At 66.3% G+C, this 22,607-nt stretch carries 22 protein-coding genes and 1 pseudogene; 13 read left to right on the top strand and 10 right to left on the bottom strand.

Annotation, left to right across the window (positions count from 1 at the left end; translation table 11 throughout):
• From EPO41_RS07170 to fabD, 8 genes and pseudogenes are all read right to left on the bottom strand, one after another.
• Positions 1–180: pseudogene (locus EPO41_RS07170) on the bottom strand (UDP-glucose 6-dehydrogenase); the annotation flags it as partial.
• A 4-nt stretch (positions 181–184) separates the two neighbouring features.
• Entirely contained in the window at positions 185–1,060 is an 876-nt protein-coding gene (galU, locus tag EPO41_RS07165) for a UTP--glucose-1-phosphate uridylyltransferase GalU (RefSeq protein ID WP_296322475.1), read from the bottom strand.
• Between the two features lie 115 nt (positions 1,061–1,175).
• Entirely contained in the window at positions 1,176–1,889 is a 714-nt protein-coding gene (locus EPO41_RS07160; RefSeq protein WP_296322472.1) for a molecular chaperone DnaJ, read from the bottom strand.
• 3 nt (positions 1,890–1,892) lie between these two features.
• A complete protein-coding gene (mltG, locus tag EPO41_RS07155) occupies positions 1,893–2,936 on the bottom strand; it encodes an endolytic transglycosylase MltG (RefSeq protein WP_296322469.1) in 1,044 nt (347 codons plus the stop codon).
• A gap of 23 nt (positions 2,937–2,959) precedes the next feature.
• Positions 2,960–4,216 carry a beta-ketoacyl-ACP synthase II gene (gene fabF, locus EPO41_RS07150; protein ID WP_296322466.1) on the bottom strand — a complete coding sequence of 419 codons (1,257 nt, stop codon included), beginning with the start codon at positions 4,214–4,216 and terminating at the stop codon, positions 2,960–2,962.
• Positions 4,217–4,250: 34 nt separating this feature from the next.
• Positions 4,251–4,490 carry an acyl carrier protein gene (locus tag EPO41_RS07145; protein WP_295135853.1) on the bottom strand — a complete coding sequence of 80 codons (240 nt, stop codon included), beginning with the start codon at positions 4,488–4,490 and terminating at the stop codon, positions 4,251–4,253.
• Between the two features lie 133 nt (positions 4,491–4,623).
• On the bottom strand, positions 4,624–5,364 hold the full coding sequence (gene fabG, locus EPO41_RS07140) for a 3-oxoacyl-[acyl-carrier-protein] reductase (RefSeq protein WP_296322461.1): 741 nt from the start codon (positions 5,362–5,364) through the stop codon (positions 4,624–4,626).
• Between the two features lie 12 nt (positions 5,365–5,376).
• A complete protein-coding gene (fabD, locus tag EPO41_RS07135; RefSeq protein WP_296322459.1) occupies positions 5,377–6,318 on the bottom strand; it encodes an ACP S-malonyltransferase in 942 nt (313 codons plus the stop codon).
• Between the two features lie 237 nt (positions 6,319–6,555).
• Here fabD and rpsF point away from each other — a divergent pair, with 237 nt between their 5' ends.
• The 4 genes from rpsF to EPO41_RS07115 all read left to right on the top strand — a co-directional run bounded on the left by rpsF (position 6,556) and on the right by EPO41_RS07115 (position 9,633).
• Positions 6,556–7,008 carry a 30S ribosomal protein S6 gene (gene rpsF / locus EPO41_RS07130; protein ID WP_296322456.1) on the top strand — a complete coding sequence of 151 codons (453 nt, stop codon included), beginning with the start codon at positions 6,556–6,558 and terminating at the stop codon, positions 7,006–7,008.
• A complete protein-coding gene (rpsR, locus tag EPO41_RS07125; protein WP_295135841.1) occupies positions 7,005–7,238 on the top strand; it encodes a 30S ribosomal protein S18 in 234 nt (77 codons plus the stop codon). The genes rpsF and rpsR overlap by 4 nt, the downstream gene beginning before the upstream one ends.
• Before the next feature lie 15 nt (positions 7,239–7,253).
• The gene (rplI, locus tag EPO41_RS07120; protein ID WP_363246952.1) at positions 7,254–7,901 is read left to right on the top strand and encodes a 50S ribosomal protein L9; all 648 of its coding nucleotides are present in this window, start codon (positions 7,254–7,256) and stop codon (positions 7,899–7,901) included.
• An 82-nt stretch (positions 7,902–7,983) separates the two neighbouring features.
• Positions 7,984–9,633: an iron ABC transporter permease gene (locus tag EPO41_RS07115; RefSeq protein WP_296322452.1), complete on the top strand. Its 1,650-nt coding sequence runs from the start codon at positions 7,984–7,986 to the stop codon at positions 9,631–9,633.
• On the opposite strand, the gene EPO41_RS07110 is transcribed toward EPO41_RS07115, so the two are convergent.
• Positions 9,608–10,642 (bottom strand): Fe(3+) ABC transporter substrate-binding protein, encoded by a 1,035-nt coding sequence (locus EPO41_RS07110; protein ID WP_296322449.1) that lies wholly within the window; start codon positions 10,640–10,642, stop codon positions 9,608–9,610. The two genes, EPO41_RS07115 and EPO41_RS07110, sit on opposite strands and share 26 nt — an antisense overlap.
• A 173-nt stretch (positions 10,643–10,815) precedes the next feature.
• Between EPO41_RS07110 and EPO41_RS07105 the strand changes: the two genes are divergently transcribed.
• The 9 genes from EPO41_RS07105 (at position 10,816) to EPO41_RS07065 (ending at position 20,785) form a co-directional block, all read left to right on the top strand.
• Positions 10,816–12,054 (top strand): cyclopropane-fatty-acyl-phospholipid synthase family protein, encoded by a 1,239-nt coding sequence (locus EPO41_RS07105; protein WP_296322447.1) that lies wholly within the window; start codon positions 10,816–10,818, stop codon positions 12,052–12,054.
• Positions 12,055–12,142: 88 nt separating this feature from the next.
• The gene (locus EPO41_RS07100) at positions 12,143–13,669 is read left to right on the top strand and encodes a replicative DNA helicase (RefSeq protein WP_296322444.1); all 1,527 of its coding nucleotides are present in this window, start codon (positions 12,143–12,145) and stop codon (positions 13,667–13,669) included.
• 9 nt (positions 13,670–13,678) lie between these two features.
• Positions 13,679–14,848 (top strand): alanine racemase, encoded by a 1,170-nt coding sequence (alr, locus tag EPO41_RS07095; protein WP_296322440.1) that lies wholly within the window; start codon positions 13,679–13,681, stop codon positions 14,846–14,848.
• Positions 14,845–15,624, top strand: coding sequence for an ABC transporter permease (locus EPO41_RS07090; RefSeq protein WP_296322437.1), 780 nt, complete (start codon positions 14,845–14,847; stop codon positions 15,622–15,624). Before alr ends, EPO41_RS07090 begins: the two co-directional genes overlap by 4 nt.
• 14 nt (positions 15,625–15,638) lie before the next feature.
• On the top strand, positions 15,639–16,412 hold the full coding sequence (locus EPO41_RS07085; protein ID WP_296322434.1) for an ATP-binding cassette domain-containing protein: 774 nt from the start codon (positions 15,639–15,641) through the stop codon (positions 16,410–16,412).
• A 2-nt stretch (positions 16,413–16,414) separates the two neighbouring features.
• Positions 16,415–17,878: a DNA repair protein RadA gene (gene radA, locus EPO41_RS07080; protein WP_296322432.1), complete on the top strand. Its 1,464-nt coding sequence runs from the start codon at positions 16,415–16,417 to the stop codon at positions 17,876–17,878.
• A 13-nt stretch (positions 17,879–17,891) separates the two neighbouring features.
• A complete protein-coding gene (locus EPO41_RS07075) occupies positions 17,892–18,518 on the top strand; it encodes a CvpA family protein (protein ID WP_296322428.1) in 627 nt (208 codons plus the stop codon).
• A 46-nt stretch (positions 18,519–18,564) separates the two neighbouring features.
• Positions 18,565–20,028: an amidophosphoribosyltransferase gene (purF, locus tag EPO41_RS07070; protein ID WP_296322423.1), complete on the top strand. Its 1,464-nt coding sequence runs from the start codon at positions 18,565–18,567 to the stop codon at positions 20,026–20,028.
• 10 nt (positions 20,029–20,038) lie between these two features.
• Positions 20,039–20,785: an SDR family NAD(P)-dependent oxidoreductase gene (locus EPO41_RS07065; RefSeq protein WP_296322420.1), complete on the top strand. Its 747-nt coding sequence runs from the start codon at positions 20,039–20,041 to the stop codon at positions 20,783–20,785.
• A 24-nt stretch (positions 20,786–20,809) separates the two neighbouring features.
• Here the strand turns inward: EPO41_RS07065 and EPO41_RS07060 are convergent, their stop codons facing one another.
• Positions 20,810–22,603, bottom strand: a complete 1,794-nt coding sequence (locus EPO41_RS07060) for a hypothetical protein (protein ID WP_296322417.1) — start codon at positions 22,601–22,603, stop codon at positions 20,810–20,812.
• Between the last annotated feature and the right edge of the window lie 4 nt (positions 22,604–22,607).

Genomic DNA, 22,607 nt, shown 5'->3' with positions numbered 1-22,607 from the left:
CTCCACATTGTCCGACACCAGCTTGTCCAGACCCGGCTCGTAGATCGGCATCACCCCCTTCAGCAGCCGATCGATCTTCCCCGCATCCTTGTCCACGCAGAAAACATCGTGCCCGAAATGAGCGAAGCAGGCCCCAGACACAAGACCGACGTAACCAGACCCGATCATCGCTATACGCATGTGCTCAGCCTTTCAGCAGGCGACCAAGGAGAGCCCGCGTCTCCGCTGCAGTGTCGCCGCGGTGCAGCGCCACGGCGACGTTGGCCTCGAGAAAGCCCAGGCGGCTGCCGCAATCGTAGCGTTGGCCAGCATAGCGTAGCGCATGGAAGGGTTTGTGACCGATCATTTTCGCCATCGCGTCGGTGAGCTGGATTTCACCGCCGGCACCGGTCTCGTGCCGGTCGAGATGGTCGAAGACCTCGGGCAGCAGCACATAACGGCCGATCAGCGCCAGGGTCGACGGTGCCTCCTCGGGCTTGGGCTTTTCCACCATGCCGGTGATTTCCGACAGGTTGCCGTTCTCGTTCTTCACGGCCGCGATTCCATAGCTCTTGGTCTGCTCGCGCGGCACGTCCATCACCGCCACCACGCTGCCGCCGGTCCTCTCGTGCGCCTGCACGAGCTGGCCAATGCAGCTCGGCGTATCGAGCGTCAACTCGTCCGGCAGCAGGACGGCGAACGGCTCGTTCCCGATCCAGTGACGGGCGCACCATACGGCATGGCCGAGGCCCAGCGGCTTCTGCTGCCGCGTGAAGATCGCATTGCCCGGCTTGATCGTGGCGGCTTGCGTCTGCTTCAGCTCCGCCGCCTTCTTGCGTTGCTCGAGCGTCGCCTCGAGTTCGTAGGCGTGGTCGAAATGATCCTCCAGCGCCCCCTTGTTGCGCCCCGACACGAAGACGAACTCCTCGATGCCGGCGGCGAGGCACTCCTCGACCGCGTACTGAATGAGGGGGCGGTCGACGACCGTCAGCATCTCCTTGGGCATGGCCTTGGTTGCGGGAAGGAACCTGGTGCCAAGACCGGCAACCGGCAGGACGGCTTTTCGGACACGCTGCGCCATGCTTGTCGACCTCATTCAACGGCGGGATTGATATTAAAATCAACGATTTGACAGGATCGTGGCATGAGGGCCCACTATCACGTTTGATGCCATGTCAGCGCTCTCTCTGGCAAGGTCAACCACCCAGCAGCACGTCCTTGGCGCGGTTGATGCGCGCGGCGAGGTCGGCCGTTCCGCCGACATCGGGATGCATGCGCTGGATCAGCCGCCGATGCGCCGCCCGGATGTCATCGACGCTGGCGCCTTCGGCCAGCCCCAGCACGGCCAACGCCTCCTCCCGTGTCATGTCGGTGCGCGGGCCGCGGGGCGGCGGCGTGTGCTGCGTGTTGCGCCAGTCCGCTCCCAGGCGACGGTCGAGATAGGCTTCGAGGACACGAAGCGAATCGGCATCCGCTGCGCATTCCGCCCGCAAATCGAGAAGCTCGGTATCTGTCAGCAGGTCGAGGGGGCGTCCCGCGAATCGGCCTGTCAGCACCGTGCCGCCGACGTCACCGCTCGCATGATCGATCCAGGCTTTCAGGAATGCCGTATTGACCTCGGTGCGCTGCCCGGTTCCCGGCGAGCTGAAACCACCGGATGGGCGATTCCGGACGGCCCGCGCGATCAGCGCGGTGATGAGCACACCCGCCAGTCCCATCAGCTCCGGCAGGAGACCGGGCAGGAAGCGCAGGCCGAAGATCAGCATCCCGCCCACGCCAATGCCGCCCAGGGCCACCATGATGACCCGCAGCGCGCGCGCCATAGCGGATGGGTTGGCCCGCAGGAACCAGGCAATGACGAGGGCGATCGCCGCTAGGACCAGAAGCGCCAGCAGGCCTGCCGCTGGCACGGTCTATTGCCGCGTCGTTGCCGGCGCCTGTGGCGCCGGCGCTTGCGGCTGCGTCTGGGACTGGGATTCCGCGCGCTCGCGCTGGATCTGGCGCCACCGCTCGACGTTGCGATTGTGTTCGAAGAGCGTGGTAGCGAAGACGTGCCCGCCCTGCCCATCCGCCACGAAGTAGAGCGAGCGATCGCGCGCCGGATTGGTCGCCGCCACGATCGACGCCCGGCCGGGATTGCAGATCGGCCCGCGCGGCAGGGCCGCAATCACGTAGGTGTTGAAGGGTGTGTTCGACTGCAGGTCGGCGCGCGTGAGATCACGGCCGAGAGGAGCCTTGCCGTCCGTCAGGCCGTAGATGGTGGTGGGATCGCTCTCGAGCTTCATGCGACGCCGCAGTCGGTTGATGAACACCGCGGCCACCTTCGTACGCTCGGCCGGCACCGCCGTTTCCTTCTCGATCATCGATGCCAGGATCAAGGCCTCGCGCTTGTTGGCGAGCGGCAGGCCGGCGGCGCGCTTGCGCCACGCCTCGTCGAGCGTCTTTTCCATCGCCTCCTTCATGCGCAGCAGCAATCCGTCCCGGGTATCGTCGCGCGAATAGAAGTAGGTCTCCGGCAGGAGGTCGCCCTCCTTTACGTCGAGCGTGATGTCGCCCGAGAGCGCTTCGGTCTTCCGAACGAGTTCGAGCACTTCGGGGGTCGTCATGCCCTCGGGAATCGTCAGGCGTCGCTGCACCACCTTGCCCGACTGCAGGAGCTCAACGAGCGCCTGCATCGAGGTATGGGCCGGCACCTCGTACTCGCCCGCCTTGATCGGCTTGGGCGACGGATCGATCATCAGCGCCACGCGGAACAGGCGTGGATGGGCGATGACGCCCTCCTCCTGCAGCAGCTTGGACATCGTGGTCGGTCCAGCACCGCGCGGAATCACGATGTTCTTCGTCTTCTCGAGCGGTCCCTGCGCCGTGAGGATGGCATGGCCTACATAGACCGTGCCGCCCATCACAGTGGCGAACAGGGCGATGAAGAAGAGAACCCAGCGGAAGTAGCTGAGCATGACTCAGCTCCTCAGGATGATTGTCAGACCGGGCCGACGATCAGGGATGCGTTGGTGCCGCCGAACCCGAACGAGTTGCTCAGCGCATGGCGGACCTTGCGCTGCTTGGCCTGCTTGGGAACCAGATCGATGTCGCAGCCTTCGTCCGGCTCGTCGAGATTGAGCGTCGGCGGAACGGCCTGATCGATCAGCGACTTGATCGAATAGATCGCCTCGATCGCGCCGGCGGCGCCCAGCAGATGGCCGGTCGCCGACTTGGTCGACGACATCGAGAGATTGTAGACATCCTGGCCGAAGGCCCGCTTCACGGCGCCCAGCTCGATCACATCGGCCATCGTCGACGTGCCGTGCGCATTCACATAGTCGATCTGGTCGGTGCCGAGATTGGCGCGCTTCAGCGCCGCCTTCATGGCCCGCAACGCGCCATCGCCATCCTCGGACGGAGCCGTGATGTGATAGGCGTCGCCCGACAGGCCGTAGCCCAGGATCTCGGCGTAGATCTTGGCACCGCGCTTCCTGGCGTGCTCATACTCCTCGAGCACGAGGCAGCCGGCGCCTTCGCCCATCACGAAGCCGTCGCGCTTCTTGTCCCAGGGACGCGATGCCTGCGTCGGCGTGTCGTTGAAGTCGGTCGACAGCGCCTTGCAGGCATTGAAGCCCGCGATGCCGATGCGGCAGATCGCGGCTTCGGCGCCGCCGGCCACCATCACGTCAGCATCCTCAAGCTGGATCAGCCGCGCCGCGTCGCCGATGGCATGGGCGCCGGTGGCGCAGGCGGTGACGACGGCGTGATTGGGGCCCCTGAAGCCGTACTTGATCGAGACCTGCCCCGAGACGAGATTGATCAGCGCCGAGGGAATGAAGAACGGACTGACGCGACGCGGCCCCCGCTCCTTCAACGTCAACGACGTCTCGTAGATCGTCTGCAGGCCGCCGATCCCGGAGCCGATCATGACGCCGGTCCGGTTGAGACCTTCCTCGTCCTGCGGCATCCAGCCCGAATCCTCAACCGCCTGCTGGGCGGCCGCGATTCCGAAAATGATGAACTTGTCGAGCTTCCGTTGCTCCTTGGGCGCAAGGTAGTCGTCCACGTTGAAGTGGCCGTTCGCCTTGTCGCCCTGGGGCACTTCGCCCGCGATCTTGGTCGCGAGGTCGGACGTGTCGAAAGCCTGGATCGACCGGATGCCGGACTCCGCCGCCATCAGGCGGCGCCAGTTCGTGTCGACGCCGTCACCCAACGGCGTCACCATCCCCATGCCCGTTACGACAACTCTCCTCATCTTCCGCCTTTCCTCTTGCAGGAACCGGTGGAGATCAGGACTTCGCGGTGCCTTTGATGAAGCCGATGGCGTCGCCGACGGTCTGGATCTTCTCCGCCGCGTCGTCGGGGATCTCGATGCCGAACTCTTCCTCGAACGCCATCACCAGCTCGACCGTGTCGAGGCTGTCCGCGCCCAGATCGTCGATGAACTTGGCCTCTTCCTTGACCTGCGCGGCCTCGACGCCGAGATGTTCGACGACGATCTTCTTAACGCGCTCGGCAATATCGCTCATGTCTTGTCCTTCCCGTGTATCCAAAAAATTCCGGTCGCCAGAGGGTTGGCGAATGCCGGGCTCTTAACATAGCTCCCGTGCCATTGGCTAGGTCCGAAAAGCCCACAGAATCAGGCACTTGTAAGCCTGTCCCTCAGATCATCGCCATCCCGCCGTTGATGTGCAGCGTCTGACCGGTGACATAGGCGGCCTCGTCGCTGGCAAGATAGACCACGCCGGCCGCAATCTCGTCGGGCGTACCGAGCCGGTCGGCAGGCACGCGTCCCAGGATCGCCTTCTTCTGGTCATCGGTCAGCACGTCGGTCATCGGCGTGGCGATGAAACCGGGCGCCAGGCAATTCACGGTGATGCCGCGCGACGCCAGCTCCTGTGCCAGCGACTTCGACATGCCGATCAGGCCAGCCTTGGCCGCCGCATAGTTCGCCTGGCCCGGATTGCCGGTGACGCCGACGATCGAGGTGATGTTGATGACCCGTCCGAAGCGGCGCTTCATCATCCCCCGCATCGCCGCACGGGTCAGGCGGAAAGTCCCGGTCAGGTTCACCTGCAGGACCTTCTCCCACTCCTCGTCCTTCATGCGCATCGAGATGTTGTCGCGCGTGATCCCGGCATTGTTCACCAGGATGTCGAGCCTGCCGCCCATCGCGGCTTCCGCCTCCTTGGCGAGGCGGTCGATGTCGGCCGGATCGTCCATCCTTGCCGCGACGACGTGCGCGCGTTCCCCGAGCGAGGTCTTGAGCTCTTCCAGGGCTTCGGCGCGCGTACCCGACAGGGTGACGATCGCGCCCTGCTTGTGAAGCGCGCGGGCGATGGCGCCGCCGATGCCACCGGACGCGCCGGTGACGAGAGCTGCCTTGCCGGTCAGATCGAACATGGCACTCTCTCCTTATGCCGTCTTCAGGAAGGCTTCGATATCGGACGGCGTGTTGAGCGCCAGACCGGTCATGTCCTTGTCGATGCGCTTGACGAGCCCCGACAGGACCTTGCCGGTGCCGCACTCGACCAGCGCGTCGACGCCCCTGCCCTTTATGTATTGTACGCTCTCGCGCCACCGCACGAGGCCGGTCACCTGCTCCACCAGCCGCTGCTTGATGGAATCGGGGTCGCTGAGCTCGGACGCCAGCACGTTGGAAACGAGCGGCACGCGCGGCGGCATCAGGACCACTTCGTCCAGTGCGACCTTCATTGCGTCGGCGGCCGGCTGCATCAGCGGACAATGGAAGGGGGCGCTCACGGGCAACATCATGCCGCGCTTGCAGCCCCGCGACTTCGCGGCCTCGATCGCGCGCTCCACGGCCTCCTTGTGACCGCTCACCACGATCTGGCCGCCGCCATTGTCGTTGGCGACAGCGACCACCTCGCCCTGGGCCGCCTCCTTGCAGGCTTCCTGCGCGGGCTCCAGCTCGATGCCGAGCAGGGCTGCCATGGCGCCGACGCCGACCGGCACAGCCTTCTGCATCGACTGGCCGCGCAACTTCAGGAGGCGCGCGGCATCTGCGAGCTTCAGGGCGCCGGCCGCGGCAAGGGCCGAGTATTCGCCGAGCGAATGACCTGCCACATAGGCGGCGAGCGACGGAAGCGGCTTGCCCCCGTCCCTTTCCAGAATCCGGACGACTGCGACGCTGACGGCCATCAGGGCAGGCTGGGCATTCTCGGTCAGGACGAGGTCGCTCTCCGGGCCCTCTCGCATCAATTTCGACAGATTCTGCTTCAGCGCCTCGTCGACTTCACCGAAGACCTCCCGGGCGGTGGCGAAGGCGCCAGCGAGGTCGGCTCCCATGCCGACGGCCTGCGATCCCTGTCCCGGAAAGACAAAAGCCCGACTCATGCGCGTTTTCCCCAGATTCCCGCTCGAATTGCGGCAGTCATACCGGCGTAACCAACGCAGTCAAGCGACGCGGGGAATACTTGCTTTCGGGCCGCCTGCCTGTATAACCGCCCCTCTTCGGGGTCTCAGTCGGCCCCGATCTCCTTGCCGCCCCGGTGCATTCAGCGATGGGGCGGCTAGATCCGGGCGGTTCCTCGGAACTCCGGGTCACCAACAGCCATAAGGAGCAGAATCTACATGGCACTCTATGAGAATGTCTTCATTGCGCGTCAGGACGTTGCGACGACGCAGGTGGAGGCCTTGACCACCCAGTTCTCCGAACTGGTCGCCAGCCTGGGCGGCACCGTCTCCAAGAAGGAGTATTGGGGCCTGCGTTCGCTGACCTATCGCATCAAGAAGAACCGCAAGGGTCACTACACCCTGCTCAACATCGACGCCCCGGCGGCGGCGGTGAAGGAGCTGGAGCGCACGATGTCGATCAACGAAGACATCATCCGCTACATGACCGTGCGCGTCGACGAACTCGAGGAAGGCCCGTCGGCCATCATGGTGCGCAGCGCCGAGAAGTCCGACCGTCCCGGCGGCGATCGTGGCGACCGCTGGGGTGATCGCCCGCCGCGTCGCGAGCGCTCGCGATTCGGTGACGAGGGCGGCGCCGCCCCCGCCTCTGACACGGGAGAAGAAGCATGAGCGCCCAGCGTCGTCCGTTCACCCGCCGCCGCAAGAGCTGCCCGTTCTCCGGCGCGAATGCCCCGAAGATCGACTACAAGGACGTTCGTCTCCTGCAGCGCTTCATTTCCGAGCGCGGCAAGATCGTGCCAAGCCGCATTTCTGCGGTTTCGTCCAAGAAGCAGCGCGAACTCGCCCAGGCGATCAAGCGCGCGCGCTTCCTGGCGCTCCTGCCCTACCTCATCGCCTAGTCGGGAGACGCAATCATGCCGATGAACGTCATCCTGCTCGAACGCGTGCCGAAGCTCGGCCAGATGGGCGACGTTGTGAAGGTGAAGCCCGGCTTCGCCCGCAACTTCCTCCTGCCGCAGAAGAAGGCGCTGCGCGCGACCAAGGACAACATCACCTACTTCGAATCGCAGCGTAAGGTCCTGGAGGCGCAGAATCTCGAGCGCCGCCAGGAAGCCGAAGCGGTCGGTGCCAAGATGAATGACCTCAAGGTCACCATCGTGCGCCAGGCCTCCGAGGCGCTCCAGCTCTACGGTTCGGTCACTTCGCGCGATATCGCCGAGGGCGCAGCCGCCCAGGGCGTGAAGATCGAGCGCAGCCAGGTCGAACTCGACAAGCCGATCAAGGCGCTGGGTGAGCACAGGATCAAGATCCACCTCCACCCGGAAGTCGTGGTCGAGATCTCCGTGCTGGTGGCCCGTTCTGCCGAGGAAGCCGAGTTCCTTGCCAAGGGCGGCAGGCTGGTCGCGGAGACCGAGCGCGCTGCCATGGAGGCCGCGGAAGCCGCCCAGCGCGCGGCCGAGCAGGCCGCCGCGCTGTTCGAGGCCAAGTCGGCCGAGACGGCCGAGGGTGAAGGCGAGACCGCCGAGGCTGCGGGCGAGGAAACGCCGGCCGACCAGAAGTAACGCGCGTGCCGACAGGCACCGCTCAGCTCTTCGAACGCATGCCATCGCACCGCGGTGGCATGCGTTTTCTTTTGGTGCATCCATGATCTGGCGCCTGGGCGCCGTCGCCGTGGCGGCCATCGTCGCGCTGCCGCTGCTGGGTATCGTCTCCAGCCTCTTCTCCGGGCAAGGCGAGCTGTGGCGTCATCTTGTCGACACGCAGTTGCGGGACATCGTCGGCAATACCATCGTACTGCTGCTCGGCGTCGGCCTCGGCACGGTCGTGATCGGGACCGGCACCGCCTGGCTGGTCACGACGTGCCGGTTTCCCGGCGTCGGGTTGTTGCAATGGGCGCTGCTGCTGCCCCTCGTCCTGCCGACCTACATCATCGGCTACGCCTACGCCGACCTGCTGGCCTTCGCCGGCCCCCTGCAGACCAGCTTGCGCGGTGCCACAGGGTGGTCGCGGGCCGACTACTGGTTTCCCGACCTCGGCTCGGCCGCGGGCGTCGCCTTCCTGTTCACGCTGGTTCTCTACCCTTACGTCTACCTCGCCGCGCGCGCCTCGTTCCTGACGCAGTCGCAGGCGCTGCTCGAGGCGAGCCGCATCCTGGGCAATGGTCCCTGGCGGACCTTCCTGCGCATCGGACTGCCGCTCGCCCGGCCGGCGATCGCCGCCGGCGCCGCGCTTGCGCTGCTCGAGACGCTCGCCGACTTCGGCACCGTGCAATATTACGGCGTCCACACCTTCACGACGGCGATCTACCGGACCTGGTACGGGATGGGGAACCGTGAGGGCGCCGCGCAGATTTCCCTTGTCCTGATCGCCATCGCCGTCGCGCTGATCCTGATCGAGCGGCATTCACGCGGTCGCGCCAGCTTCGCCGTCGCTTCGAACCTGCGCCATCGCAGCGAGCCCGCCCCCCTGCCCCCGGTCGCCGCCCTCGCCGCCCTCGTCGCCTGCGCCCTGCCCGTCCTGCTGGGCTTCGTTCTGCCGACCGTGCACCTCGCGCAACTCGCGCTGACGTCGGGAGCCGTGACGGCCGATCATCGCTTCATCGGAGACGGCATCAACAGCCTGATCCTGGCCACGCTGGCCGCCATCATCATCGTGTCGCTGGCGCTCTTCCTGAGCTATGCCGGCCGTCTCGTGCGCAGGCGCGCGCTCAACCGCACGATCGAGTTCGCTTCGCTGGGCTATGCCATTCCCGGCGCCGTGATCGCCGTCGGCGTGCTGCTGCCGCTCGCCGTGGCCGACCGCGGCATCGACCTGCTGTCGCGCGGGCTGTTCGGCCTTCCGACCGGGCTGCTGCTCAGCGGCACCGCATTCGCGCTGCTGCTCGCCTACACCGTCCGCTTCCTGGCGGTCGGCATCGCCAGCATCGCACCGGGCCTTGCGGCGATCGATCCCGCAATGGACGCGAGTGCGCGCGTGCTGGGCGCGCGGCCCAACCAGGTGCTGCGCTACATCCATATGCCGATGCTGCGCGCGCCGGCCCTCACGGCCGGCATCATTGCGTTCGTGGAAGTGCTGAAGGAGTTGCCTGCGACGCTGCTGATCCGCCCGTTCAACTTCGACACGCTGGCGATCGGCGTCTTCCGCTTCGCGTCCGACGAGCGCCTTGCTCAGGCGGCCGTCGGCGCGATCGTGATCGTTCTCGTCTCTCTGGTACCGGTGATCCTGCTCAGCCACGCGGTGGCGGCAGGTTCGCCGGCGCGTGGGCAGTTTACTTCCAGCCCGCCCGATCCATGATCTTCAGCGCCTCGGCGTTGTTCTGCGCGAACACCCGGGCATTGAGCTGGTCTTCCTTGAACGTGCCGAGCGACTTCAGCTCCGGCGACAGCTCGACACCGGCCACCACCGGGAACTCCGAGTTGCCCTCCGCGAAATAGCGCTGCGCCGGTGGCGACACCAGGTACTCGAGGAACTTGACCGCTGCTTCCTTGTTGGGCGCATACTTGGCCACGGCGCCGCCGCTGATGTTCACGTGCGTACCGCGGCCCGCCTGGTCGGGAAACACCACGCCGAGCTTCGCCGCGACCTCGCGGTCCTCCGGCTTCTTCGAGCGCATCAGGTTCACGTAGTAGTAGGTATTGGACACCGCGAGCATGGCCTCCCCCGCCGCAGCGCCCTTGAGCTGGTCGGTGTCGCCGCCGCGGGGCGGACGCGCAAGGTTGGCTGCGACCCCCTTGGCCCATGCCTCGGTCTTTTCCGGGCCGAGCGCCGCCAGGAGCGAGCCGACCAGCGACTGATTGTAGATGTGGCCCGACGGACGGATCAGGATCTGGCCCTTCCATTTCGGATCGGCCAGCGCCTCGTAGGTCTTGGGTGCATCGGCCGCCGTGACCTTCTCCTTGTTGTAGAAGATCACGCGGGCGCGCTTCGAGAAGCCGAACCAGTTGTTGTCCGGATCGCGCAGATGCGCCGGCACCGCCTGGGCGAGAACCGTGGAGCTGACCGGCTGCAGGAGGCCCATCTCACGGGCGCGCTCGATGCGGCCGGCGTCGGTGGTGACCAGGACGTCGCACGGGCTCTTGTCGCCCTCGGTGCGCAGGCGCTGGACGAGAGGATCGGGCTCGGCATCAACCCGGTTGATCTTGACCCCGGTCAGGTCGGCGAAATTTCCGTACAGCGCCTCGTCGGTGTTGTAGTGGCGGGCCGAATAGAGGTTGAGTGTCCCCCCCTGCGCCCAGGCGCGGCGGGCGACGAACACACCGGAACCGAACGCCAGGCCAGCCTTCACGAGCGCACGTCTCTTCACGTCTTCCTCCACTGCGAGTGCGTATCATTGGCCGCATATCACTGGATATGCAGCAACGCAATTCAAATGCGATTTATTACCAGTTGCCCCGAGTTAATTTTGCACGACACCCTTTGCGTCAAAAATGCGGTTGGGTTTAACATTTGAACAGCTACTTGTAGGAGTGACAGCTCGTGCTGCTGGCCCAGGTCCTTGGCCGTGTGGTGGGCGAAGGCCGACTGACCATCATCGATGAAGCCGGTCGGTTCCATCACCTCGTGGGGTCCAAACCCGGCCCCGCCGTCACCTTGCGCATCCACGATTGGTGGACCGGCATCCGCCTCGCGCTCCGGCCGCGTCTCGCCTTGGGCGAGGCCTACATGGACGGTCGCCTGACCGTCGAGCAAGGCGACCTCTACGACCTTCTCGATCTGCTCGGGCGCAACATCGCGGCCCTCGAAGCGACCGCCACGGTACGCTGGTCCTATCGGCTGCAGCGCTGGCTACGATGGCTGGAGCACTACAATCCCGTCGGCAAGGCCCAGAAGAACGTGGCACACCACTACGACCTGAAGGGTGAGCTCTACGATCTCTTCCTCGACCGCGACCGGCAGTATTCCTGCGCCTACTTCCGGACCGGCAGCGAACCCCTCGAGACGGCACAGGCCGACAAGAAGGCGCACATCGCGGCGAAGCTTCTGCTCAGTCCCGGCCAGAAGGTACTCGACATCGGATCGGGCTGGGGCGGCATGGGTCTCTACCTTGCGCGCGCCTTCGACGTCGACGTCACCGGCGTGACGCTCTCGCGCGAGCAGCATGGCGTTTCGAGCCGTCGCGCCGTCGATGAGGGCGTCTCCGACAAGGTCCGCTTCAAGCTGCTCGACTATCGTGAGGAGAGCGGTCGCTACGACCGCATCGTCTCGGTCGGCATGTTCGAGCATGTAGGCTCCGCGCACTATCTCGAATACTTCACGAAGGTGAAGGAACTGCTGGCGGACGATGGCGTGATGCTGCTGCATTCGATCGGCCGCATGGAGCCGCCGGGCGGCACCAATACCTGGCTGCGCAAGTACATCTTCCCCGGCGGCTACACCCCCGCCCTCTCGGAAGTCCTGGCGGCGATCGAGAAAGCCGGACTTTGGGTGACCGACATCGAAGTGCTGCGCCTGCATTATGCAGAGACGCTGCGTCACTGGCGCGAGCGCTTCCTCGCAAACCGCGACAAGATCAAGGAGATCGCCGGCTACGACGACCGGTTCTGCCGGATGTGGGAGTTCTATCTCGCAGGCTGCGAAGTGGCCTTCCGGTACATGAACCAGATGGTCTTCCAGGTGCAGATCGCCCGACGGCAGGATGCGGTTCCACTGACGCGTGACTATATAGCTTCTGCAGAACGTCTTAAGAACGTCGCAGGGTCCCTGGCAGCCGAGTAGGAAGGTACCCCCGCTACGCTTGGGATAAAACGGCGTTCAAGATTCTTTGCACTGTGATCCCCCTCCCATCTTGGGCAAAGACAATCGGATGAAGCCGCTCAAAGAATCCTCTAACGTCACGCGCCTGCCCGGTGCCGAAGATCCGCGCCTTCGCGAGCCGCCGCACAATTTCGAAGCGGAGCAGGCTCTGCTCGGCTCCATCCTCGTGAACAATGCCGCCTACCAGCGCGTGGCCGAGTTCCTGCGCCCCGAACATTTCGCCGACCCGTCGCACGGCAAACTCTACGATTCGCTGTCGCGCCTGATCGAACGCGGCCAGGTCGTGAGCGCCGTCACGCTCAAGACCTATGTCGAGCAGGATCCCGCCATGAAGGAAGCCGGCGGCGCGGCCTACCTCGCCCGGCTGGCCGCAGCTTCCGTGCATGTGATCGACGCCGCGGCATTCGGGCGCGCCGTCCACGACCTCTATCTGCGCCGCCAGCTGATCGATCTCGGCGAGAACGTCGTGAACGGCGCCTTCTCCGGCGACGTCGACGAGACCGCGCTGCAGCAGATCGAGGTCGCCGAAAAGAAGCTCTACGACCTTGCCACGACAGGCCAGACCGAGGGCGGCTTCAAGCCGTTCCGGATGGCCCTCACCGAGGCAATGACGGCAGCCGAGGCCGCCTATGGACGCGAGGGCAAGCTCACGGGCGTAGCCACTGGCCTGGTCCAGCTCGATCAGCTGCTGGGCGGCCTGCACAGATCCGACCTCCTGATCCTCGCCGGCCGTCCCTCGATGGGAAAGACCGCGCTGGCAACCAACATCGCCTTCAACGCCGCCAAGGCCTACCGGGAGGAAATCGTCGAAGGCCACCCCAAGGCGGTGGACGGCGCCGTCGTGGGCTTCTTCTCGCTGGAAATGTCCGCCGAGCAGCTCGCCACCCGCATGCTGTCGGAGCAGGCCGAACTCTCCTCCGAGAAGATTCGCAAGGGCGAGATGAACAGCACCGAGTTCGACAGGGTGCTGAACGTCAGTCACGAACTCGAGCACCTCAACTTCTTCATCGACGACACGCCCGCCCTGTCCATCGCCGCGCTGCGCACGCGCGCCCGCCGGCTGAAGCGGACGCACGGCCTCGGCCTGATCATCGTCGACTACCTGCAGCTCCTCAATCCGTCGGGCAAGAGCCGGCAAGAGAACCGTGTCCAGGAGGTTTCGGAGATCACCCGCGGCCTGAAGACACTCGCCAAGGAGCTGGACGTTCCGGTGATCGCCTTGTCGCAGCTCTCCCGCGCCGTCGAGCAGCGCGAGGACAAGCGCCCCCAGCTCGCCGACCTTCGCGAATCGGGCTCGATCGAGCAGGACGCCGACGTCGTCATGTTCGTCTACCGCGAGGAATACTACCTGACCCGCACCGAGCCCGCGCGGCGCGCCGAAGAGAGCGACCAGAAGTTCAACGAGCGGCACGATGCCTGGAAGCAGCGCTGCGAGGAGACCTATGGCAAGGCCGAGGTCATCGTGGCCAAGCAGCGCCATGGACCTACAGGCATCGTGCGCCTGTCGTTCGAAGGGCAGTTCACGAAGTTCGGCAACCTCGATGTCGGTGCTGACGGCCCCGTCCCGGAGTTCTAAGGTCACGACGTGTCAATTTCCGGCGACGACGACGCGGCCCGACGGGCCGGCGCGATCCTTTCCATCGACTTGGGCGCGATCGCGGCCAACTGGCGCGGGCTGCGCGATGCCGGCCGCGCCACCGGGCGCCCGGTCGACTGTGCCGCCGTCCTGAAGGCGGACGCCTACGGCACCGGCGCCGCCGTGGTCGGCGCCCGGCTGGCGGCGGAGGGCTGCCGGCACTTCTTCGTCGCCCATATCGACGAGGGGATTGCGCTCCGCCGCGTCCTTCCGGAGCCGCCGATCTACGTCCTGAACGGACTGCTCCCCGGCACCGAGCCCGACTTCGTCGAGCACCGTCTCATCCCGGTTCTCAATCACTTGGGGCAGCTCAATGTCTGGCGGGCCGCCGCCCAGCGCTTCAACCAGGCGCTCGATGCCGTCGTGCATCTCGACACCGGCTTGCACCGGCTGGGTTTCTCCGCAGAGGACGCGCAGGTCCTGATCAACGAGCGCGGCCGGCTGCGTGGCCTGCGGCTCGCCCTGATCATGAGCCATCTCGTGGCGTCGGAAGAGACGTCCAATCCGGTCAACGGAGAGCAGCTTTCGCGCTTCCGCACCTTCGTGCGGGCGATGCCCGGCGCCCCGACCTCGCTGGCGAACTCCTCGGGCATCTTCCTGGGCCCGGACTACCATTTCGACCTGCTGCGCCCCGGCGCGGCGCTCTACGGCATCAATCCCCTGCCCGGTCAGTCGAACCCGATGCTGCCCGTCGTCACTCTGCACGCCCATGTCCTGCAGACCCGCCGGATCGATGCCTTCCAGACGGTCGGATACGGCGGCGCCTGGCGCTCGGCGCGACCGAGCCGGATCGCCACGATTGCGCTGGGGTATGCGGACGGCTATTTCCGGAATCTCGTCAACCGCACCCATGTGCATCTCGCCGGGCACAGCACGCCCGTGATCGGCCGCATCTCCATGGATCTCGTGACCATCGACGTGACCGACGTGCCGGAAGCCGAGTGCCAACCCGGCGCCATGGTCGAGGTGCTGGGCCCGCACCTCACGCCCGACGATCTCGCCGACCACGCCCGGACCAATGCCTACGAGATCATGACTGCGCTCGGCCGGCGCTATTACCGCGCCTATGTCGACGGCTATGCCGGCGGCCCGGCCGACGATGCGGGAGAGACGGCGTGAGCATTCCGCTGGTCACGATGCTGGGGCGCATGACGCTCGCCTTCCTGGAGGCGATCGGCAGCGTGACGGCCTTCGCCTTCCAGGCCCTCCGGCAGGCCGTGCAGCCGCCCTGGTACCGCCAGCAGATCCTCCGGCAGATCATGGAGATCGGCTACTACTCGCTGCCCGTGGTCGGCCTCACCGCGATCTTCACCGGCATGGTGCTCGCGCTGCAGAGCTACACCGGCTTCGCGCGCTTCTCCGCCGAAAGCGCCATTCCCAATGTCGTCGTGGTCTCGCTGACCCGCGAGCTGGGCCCCGTGCTGGCGGGCCTGATGGTGGCCGGCCGCGTCGGCGCCGCGATGGCGGCCGAGATCGGCACCATGCGGGTCACCGAGCAGATCGATGCGCTCACGACGCTCTCGACCAATCCGTTCAAGTATCTGGTGGTGCCGCGGCTGATCGCGGGCATCATCACCCTGCCGTTCCTCGTCCTGGTCGCCGACATCATCGGCGTGCTGGGCGGCTTCCTGGTGGGCATCTACAAGCTCGATTTCAACGACGCGGCCTACCTGCGCAACACGATGGACTTCCTTGAATTCCAGGACGTCTTCTCGGGCCTGGTGAAGGCGGCGGTGTTCGGATTCCTGATCACCCTGATGGGCTGCTACCACGGCTACACGTCGCGCGGCGGCGCCCAGGGCGTCGGCATGGCGACCACCAACGCGGTGGTCTCGGCTTCGATCCTGATCCTGACGTTCAACTACTTCATCACCGAAGCCTTCTTCGCGCGCTGATCGGCTCCCGCCTCATGGCCTCCCCCAAGATCTCGCTGCGCGGCGTCACCAAGGCTTTCGGGTCGAAAAAGGTGCTGCAGGGCATCGAGTTGGATGTGGCCCCGGGCGAATCGATGGTCGTGATCGGCGGCTCCGGAACCGGCAAGTCGGTGCTGCTGAAATGCATCCTGGGCCTGCTGCGACCGGACAACGGCTCGATCAGGATCGATGGCGAGGAGACGAAGGACCTCAGCGACCGCAGCCGGGCGCGCGTCATGCGCAAGTTCGGCATGCTGTTCCAGGGCGGAGCGCTGTTCGATTCGCTGCGCGTCTGGGAGAACGTCGCCTTCGGCCCCATCCAGAGCGACGGCATGCCGCCCGAACAGGCCCGCGAAGTCGCCGTCGCCAAGCTGGGCGCGGTGGGGCTGGGCCCGGAGATTGGCGAGCTCTTTCCGTCGGAATTGTCGGGCGGCATGCAGAAGCGCGTGGCGCTGGCCCGCGCCATCGCGCGCGAGCCCGAGATCATCTTCTTCGACGAGCCGACGACCGGCCTCGATCCGATCATGGCCGACGTCATCAACGACCTGATCGTGAAATGCGTCAGCGACCTCGGCGCCACGGCGGTCTCGATCACCCATGACATGGCGAGCGCCCGCAAGATCGGCCATCGCATCGGCATGCTGCACGAGGGCAGGCTGATCTGGCAGGGCCCCGTCGCGGACATCGACCGCTCCGGCAACGCCCATGTCGACCAGTTCATTCACGGCCGGGCCGAGGGCCCGATCCGGATGCAGGTCCGGAAGCTCTGACAATGGCGCGCCCGCTCAAGCGCTACGTCTGCCAGTCCTGCGGCGCCGTCACGACCAAATGGAGCGGCCGTTGCGAGTCCTGCGGCGAGTGGAACACCATCGTCGAGGAAGCATCGCCCGCGCCGGGCCCGGCCGGCGGCGGACTGGTGCGCGGCGGCAAGGGCCGGCTGCTCGATTTTACCGGTCTCACCGGCTCGACGCCGCAGCCGCCGCGGCTGAAGAGCGGCATCAGCGAGTTCGATCGCGTCTGCGGCGGCGGTCTGGTCGTCGGCCAAGCCTTGCTGATCGGCGGCGATCCCGGCATCGGCAAGTCGACGCTGCTGCTGCAGATGGCGGCGGCGCTCGCAAAACAAAACACCGCGTGCGCCTATATCTCGGGCGAAGAGGCCGTCGACCAGGTGCGGCTGCGGGCCGAGCGGCTGGGACTGGCCGACGCGCCGGTGCAGCTGGTCGCCGCGACGTCGGTGCGTGACATCGTGGCCTCGCTGGAGCGGCCGGACGCGCCCAAGGTGGCGGTGATCGATTCGATCCAGACCATGTGGCTCGACACAGTCGATTCGACGCCGGGCACGGTCACCCAGGTGCGCGCCTCGGCACAGGCCCTGGTCGAACTCGCCAAGCGCCGCGGCATCGCCGTGCTGCTGGTCGGCCACGTCACCAAGGACGGCGCCATCGCGGGCCCGCGCGTGCTCGAGCACATGGTCGACACGGTGCTCTATTTCGAGGGAGAGCGTGGCCATCAGTTCCGCATCCTGCGCACGGTCAAGAACCGCTTCGGCCCGACCGACGAGATCGGCGTCTTCGAGATGTCCGACCGCGGCCTGTCCGACGTCGCCAATCCCTCGGCCCTGTTCCTCGCCGAGCGGCGCGGCCATGTCTCGGGCGCCTGTGTCTTCGCCGGCATCGAGGGCACCCGCCCGGTGCTGGTGGAGATCCAGGCACTGGTCAGCCCCTCCTCTCTCGCCACACCGCGCCGTGCCGTCGTCGGCTGGGATTCGAACCGCCTCGCCATGGTTCTGGCTGTCCTGGAGGCCCGGTGCGGCGTCACGGTCGGCGCCAACGACGTCTACCTGAACGTGGCAGGCGGCCTCAGGATCGGCGAACCGGCCGCCGACCTCGCCGTGGCGGCGGCCGTCATTTCCTCGCTGGCCGACGAGCAAGTGCCGGGCGACATGGTGGTGTTCGGTGAAATCGGCCTGGGCGGCGAGGTCCGGCCGGTCGGGCAGCGCGAGGCGCGCCTGCGCGAGGCGGCCAAGCTCGGGTTCCGCAGTGCACTCATACCGCAGGTTCGCAGTGGCTCCGGGCCTGCTCCGCGTGCGCCGGAGGGCATCGCCATTGACGAAATTGAGCATCTGTCGGACCTTGTGGCGCGTTTCCAACCGGCCGATCGGCCACTAAAACGTGGCCGGCGCGAGGGTTCTCCCGAAGGGTCCGGGGGCCGCCGCCGCGATCAGGATCAGGACTAGGGCAACAGGGTCGATGGAACAGCTGGGAATTACCGTTTTCGATGTCGCCGTGATCGCCATCGCCGTGTTCGGAGCGGCTATAGGCCTGTCCACGGGCTTTGCCCACGCCGTCCTGTTCATCGCCTCCTGGATCGCCGCCGGGTGGGTGGCCTGGCGCTTCTCCAAGGTGGTCGAGCCGGAGGTCCTGAAGCTCGTCGGCAGCGCCGAGCTCTCGTATTTCATCTCCCTGCTGGTCGTCTTCGTGGCCGCCCTGATCGTGCTGATCATGCTGACCAGCGTGCTGTCCCGTTCGATCCGCTCCAGTCCGCTCGGCAAGCCCGACAAGATCCTCGGGGCGGGCTTCGGCGTGCTGTGCGCTTGGGTCGCCATGGGCGCTGCCTTCCTGTTCTACGGCTATCTGGGCCCGCGGCAGCTGCCGCCCGCCGTCGAAGGCGCGGCCAGTTTCCCGATGATCCGCGAGATGGCCACCTTCGTGGAGCCGTACCTTCCGACCGGATTCCGCAACCGCCTGCAGCGGCCGGGCATGGAAAGCGGCACCATCCCGCCCGCAACGCGCGCGCCTTCCGCTCCGTCCGACGCGGCGCCGCCTGCTCCGTCGGCCGCGCCCGCGGCTCCCGGGGACACCAAACCGCCGCAGTGAGTTATCCTTGATAGCCTTGGGGCGACACCCCAGTTATAACCCCGCCGTGCCTAGCACCCCGAAACGCTCCGACGACACCCTCGAGGACAAGTTTCACGAGGAGTGTGCGCTGTTCGGCATCTACGGAACGTCGGATGCCGCCGCTCATACCGCACTGGGCCTCCACGCCCTGCAGCACCGCGGCCAGGAAGCGTCCGGAATCGTCACTTTCGACGGCCGACTTTTCCACAATCATCGCGCGGCCGGCCTGGTCGGCGACATCTTCGGCACCCAGGCCGTCATGGAGAAGCTGGTCGGCTACTCGGCGATCGGCCACAACCGCTACGCCACGACGGGCGGTTCCTCGGACCGCAACATCCAGCCCATCTTCGCCGACTTCGACTTCGGCGGACTCGCCCTGGCGCACAACGGCAACCTCACCAACGCCTACCTCCTGCGCAAGGAGCTGGTGCGGATCGGCTGCCTGTTCCAGTCGACCACCGATACCGAAGTCATCAATCACCTGATCGCCCGCTCCAACTACTCAACCGTCGTCGACCGCCTGATCGATGCGCTGGGCCGGGTCAAGGGCGCCTACTCGCTGCTGCTGCTGACCAACGAAGCCCTGATCGGCGTGCGCGACCCGATGGGCGTGCGGCCCCTCGTGATCGGCCGGCTCGAGGACGCCTGGATCCTGGCCTCCGAGAGCTGTGCGCTCGACATCATCGGCGCCCGCTTCGTGCGCGATGTCGAGCCGGGCGAGATCGTGATCGTCGACGGCAACGGCCTCAGGTCCATCAAGCCGTTCGTGAAGCAGAAGCGCCGCTTCTGCGTCTTCGAGCATATCTATTTCGCGCGGCCGGATTCGAAGGTCGAGGGCATCGGCGTCTATGACGCCCGCAAGCGCATCGGCATGGAGCTGGCCAGGGAAAACCCCGTGCCGGCCGACGTCGTCGTGCCGGTGCCGGATTCCGGCGTGCCCGCCGCGATCGGTTATGCCGCCCAGTCGGGCCTGCCCTTCGAACTCGGCATCATCCGCAATCACTATGTCGGCCGCACCTTCATCGAGCCGGCGGACCATATCCGCCATCTCGGCGTGCGCCTGAAGCACAATGCCAACCGCGCCCATATCGAGGGCAAGCGCGTGATCCTGGTCGACGATTCGATCGTACGCGGCACGACCTCGATGAAGATCGTCGAGATGGTGCGCAACGCCGGCGCCAAGGAAGTGCACATGCGCATCGCGGCGCCGCCGACCACCGATCCCTGCTTCTACGGCATCGACACGCCGGACAAGGACAAGCTGCTGGCCTCGCGCTACGACGTGGCCGGAATGGCGAAGTTCATAGGCGTCGATTCACTGGCCTTCGTCTCGATCAACGGGCTCTACCGTGCGATGGGCCTGCCGGGCCGCGATCCTGCCGCGCCCGCCTTCTGCGACGCCTGCTTCACCGGCGACTACCCGATCGACCTCGACGACGTCACAGGCGTCGAGGATCGCCAGCTTTCTCTTCTCGTCGAATCGGCCTGAGTTCCAATCAATGACTGAAGCTGCCGTCGGCCGCCTCGCCGGACGCGTCGCGCTGATCACCGGCGCTTCGCGCGGCCTCGGCGCGGCGGCCGCCCTCGCCTATGCCCGCGAAGGTGCGCATTGCGTGCTGGTTGCCCGCACGGTCGGCGGACTGGAGGAAGTCGACGACCGCATCAAGGCCGTCGGCGGTACGGCCACCCTGGTGCCGCTCGATGTCACGGACGGTCCGGGCATCGACCGGCTGGGCCAGGCGCTGTTCGACCGCTTCGGCCGCCTCGACGTCCTGCTGGGCAATGCCGCGATCCTCGGCACGCTCTCGCCGATGGGCCATTTCGAGCCCAAAGTGTTCGAGCAGGTGATGGCGGTGAACGTCACCGCCAACTGGCGTCTGATCCGCTCGATGGACCCGCTGCTGCGCCGCTCCGATGCCGGCCGCGCCATCTTCGTGACCTCGGGCGCCTCGCGCCGGATCATTCCCTACTGGGGCGCCTATGCCACGAGCAAGGCCGCGCTGGACATGATGGTCGGCATCTATGCCGCCGAAGTCGCGCACACCCAGGTCAAGGTCAACCTCTTCAACCCGGGCCCGATGCGCACCTTCATGCGCCGCGAGGCCTTCCCGGGCGAGGACGAAGCCCGGCAGATCCCGCCCGAGGCACACGGCGAATCGCTGATCCGGCTGGCGATGCCGTCCTGCACGATGAACGGCGAATGGGTCGCCGGCGACGAAGCCCTGGTTGCACAGGTCCGCCAGTAAGATTGGCGGCGCGCCGCCAACCGGTCAGCCACCCTTCAGCGCGGCCCGCGGCTTGCTCGCCGCTCGCAGGTTCACTGCGATCGTCACCTTGTCGAGACACTGCTTGGCGTTCGTCACGTAGACCATCTTGTCGTAGTCGCCGCGCGGCGTTGCCGGCCGGCAGGCCTGATAGATCTTCTGCTCTTCCGGCACGCCGGTCCTGGCCAGGGCGCGGTCGATCCGCGAGAGGAAGCCATCCAGCGGATCGCCGCCGGATACCCATCCCAGATAGTCCGACGAAGATCCCAGCGCGTACAGAACGTGCACGAGCGGCGGCTGCGCTTCGGCATGCTCGACCCTGTCGAGGTAGGCGATCGCCACGTTGATCCGCGGCGCATACCAGTCGGGCGCGAGGTCGGCTGCCTGCAGATAGCGGCTCGCCGCATCCTCGAACCTGTGCAGGGCGCGCAGGGTGTTGCCCCAGTGCGTCAGGAGCGCGGCCGTCGGCTCGTACTGGGCCGCAATGGCGTAGCTGGCGTTCGACCGTTCCAGCAGCGACATCTCGCCGGCGTCCCTCCTGTCGGCAACGGTCACGATCCCCTTCTTCGTGCGCTGGTGCGCCTTGATCATCCAGAGCCGATAGTAGAGCTGCCCTTCGAAGCCCTTCACCAGCGCGTTGAGCTCCGGCGTACGGTTCGAGGAAATCGCCTTCAGATTCTTCTCGGCCTCCTCGAACGTCGCCTCGGCAAGGTAGAGCTGATACTGCATCGGCGAGCCGGCATCGCCCTGCCACGGCATCGTTGTCGTGGCTTCGTGGATCAGCGTGCCCTTCATGACATAGGCCTCGAACAACGTCGCCACCGCGCTCGGCGCATTGTTGAGTTCGCTCCTGGCCCCCATGAAGCGGCCGATCGCCTGGTCGAGTTCGCTGAGCTGGTCTTCGCGATCGATACCGGTGAGCGCGATCGCGCGCGCCAGATGGACCCGGCCGTAGACATACGAGACCCAGGGGCGATCGTCGGGCCGCCCCCGCTCCAAGGCCTTGGCGATCAGCGACCGTGTGCGCTCGAAGCCGCAGGCGGACCGGCGCTTCTTGAGACGGCGCAACTCGCGCGTTGTGTCGTCCTCGTCGGCGCGCCGCTCCGCATCGATGTCCTTGCACTGCGCCTTCTCGATATTGAAGGCATAGGAGGCGGCGACCTTGGGGTCGACGAAGGTCATCACTTCGAGCGCGACGCATTCGAGCAGACGGTCCATGCCGCTGGCGTCGGCATAGGACTCGCACGATGCGCGCCCCGCCGGATCGCCGACGACGTACACCGAAGCCGCCAGGGCCGGAGAGGCCCGCCGCGAAACGATCGATGCCTGGATGGTCGTGCGCGACCTGCCGAACAGCGAGGCGACTTCGCGCATGCCGGCGCGCATGGTGAAGGGCACGCCGGGGATCTGGAGGTCGATGGGGCTCGACGAATGATCGACGTAGAGCTTGCTCCACTCGGCGGCGCCGCTGTGCTGGATGGCGTCGAGATGCTTGGCCAGGGTCTGCGCCGCCAGTTCCGGCGTCATGGCCTCCTTGAGGTCGAGCAGCTCCACGATCACAGGGTCGATGGCTAGGGCCTGCTTGCGCGTCTCGCGGACGAGCAGAACGGTGGCGATGGCGACGGCGACGATCACCACCAGCGACACGGCGATCTTGCGCACGACATCGAGCCACTTCGCGAGGCCCTCGAAGGCCTGGAATGCGGTCAGGCGCGGCTTCAGGTTGGAAGAAGACGGCGTTGGCGGCGACGGCGGCGTAGGACCGCCGGACACGCCCCCTGCGTCGGCATCTGTCGGCATGCTG

Origin of the sequence: Reyranella sp., from assembly GCF_004297265.1 — a bacterium.
Taxonomy (GTDB): domain Bacteria; phylum Pseudomonadota; class Alphaproteobacteria; order Reyranellales; family Reyranellaceae; genus Reyranella.
The sequence above is the reverse complement of the archived record's forward strand: the minus strand, read 5'-3'. Positions and strand labels throughout refer to the sequence as shown.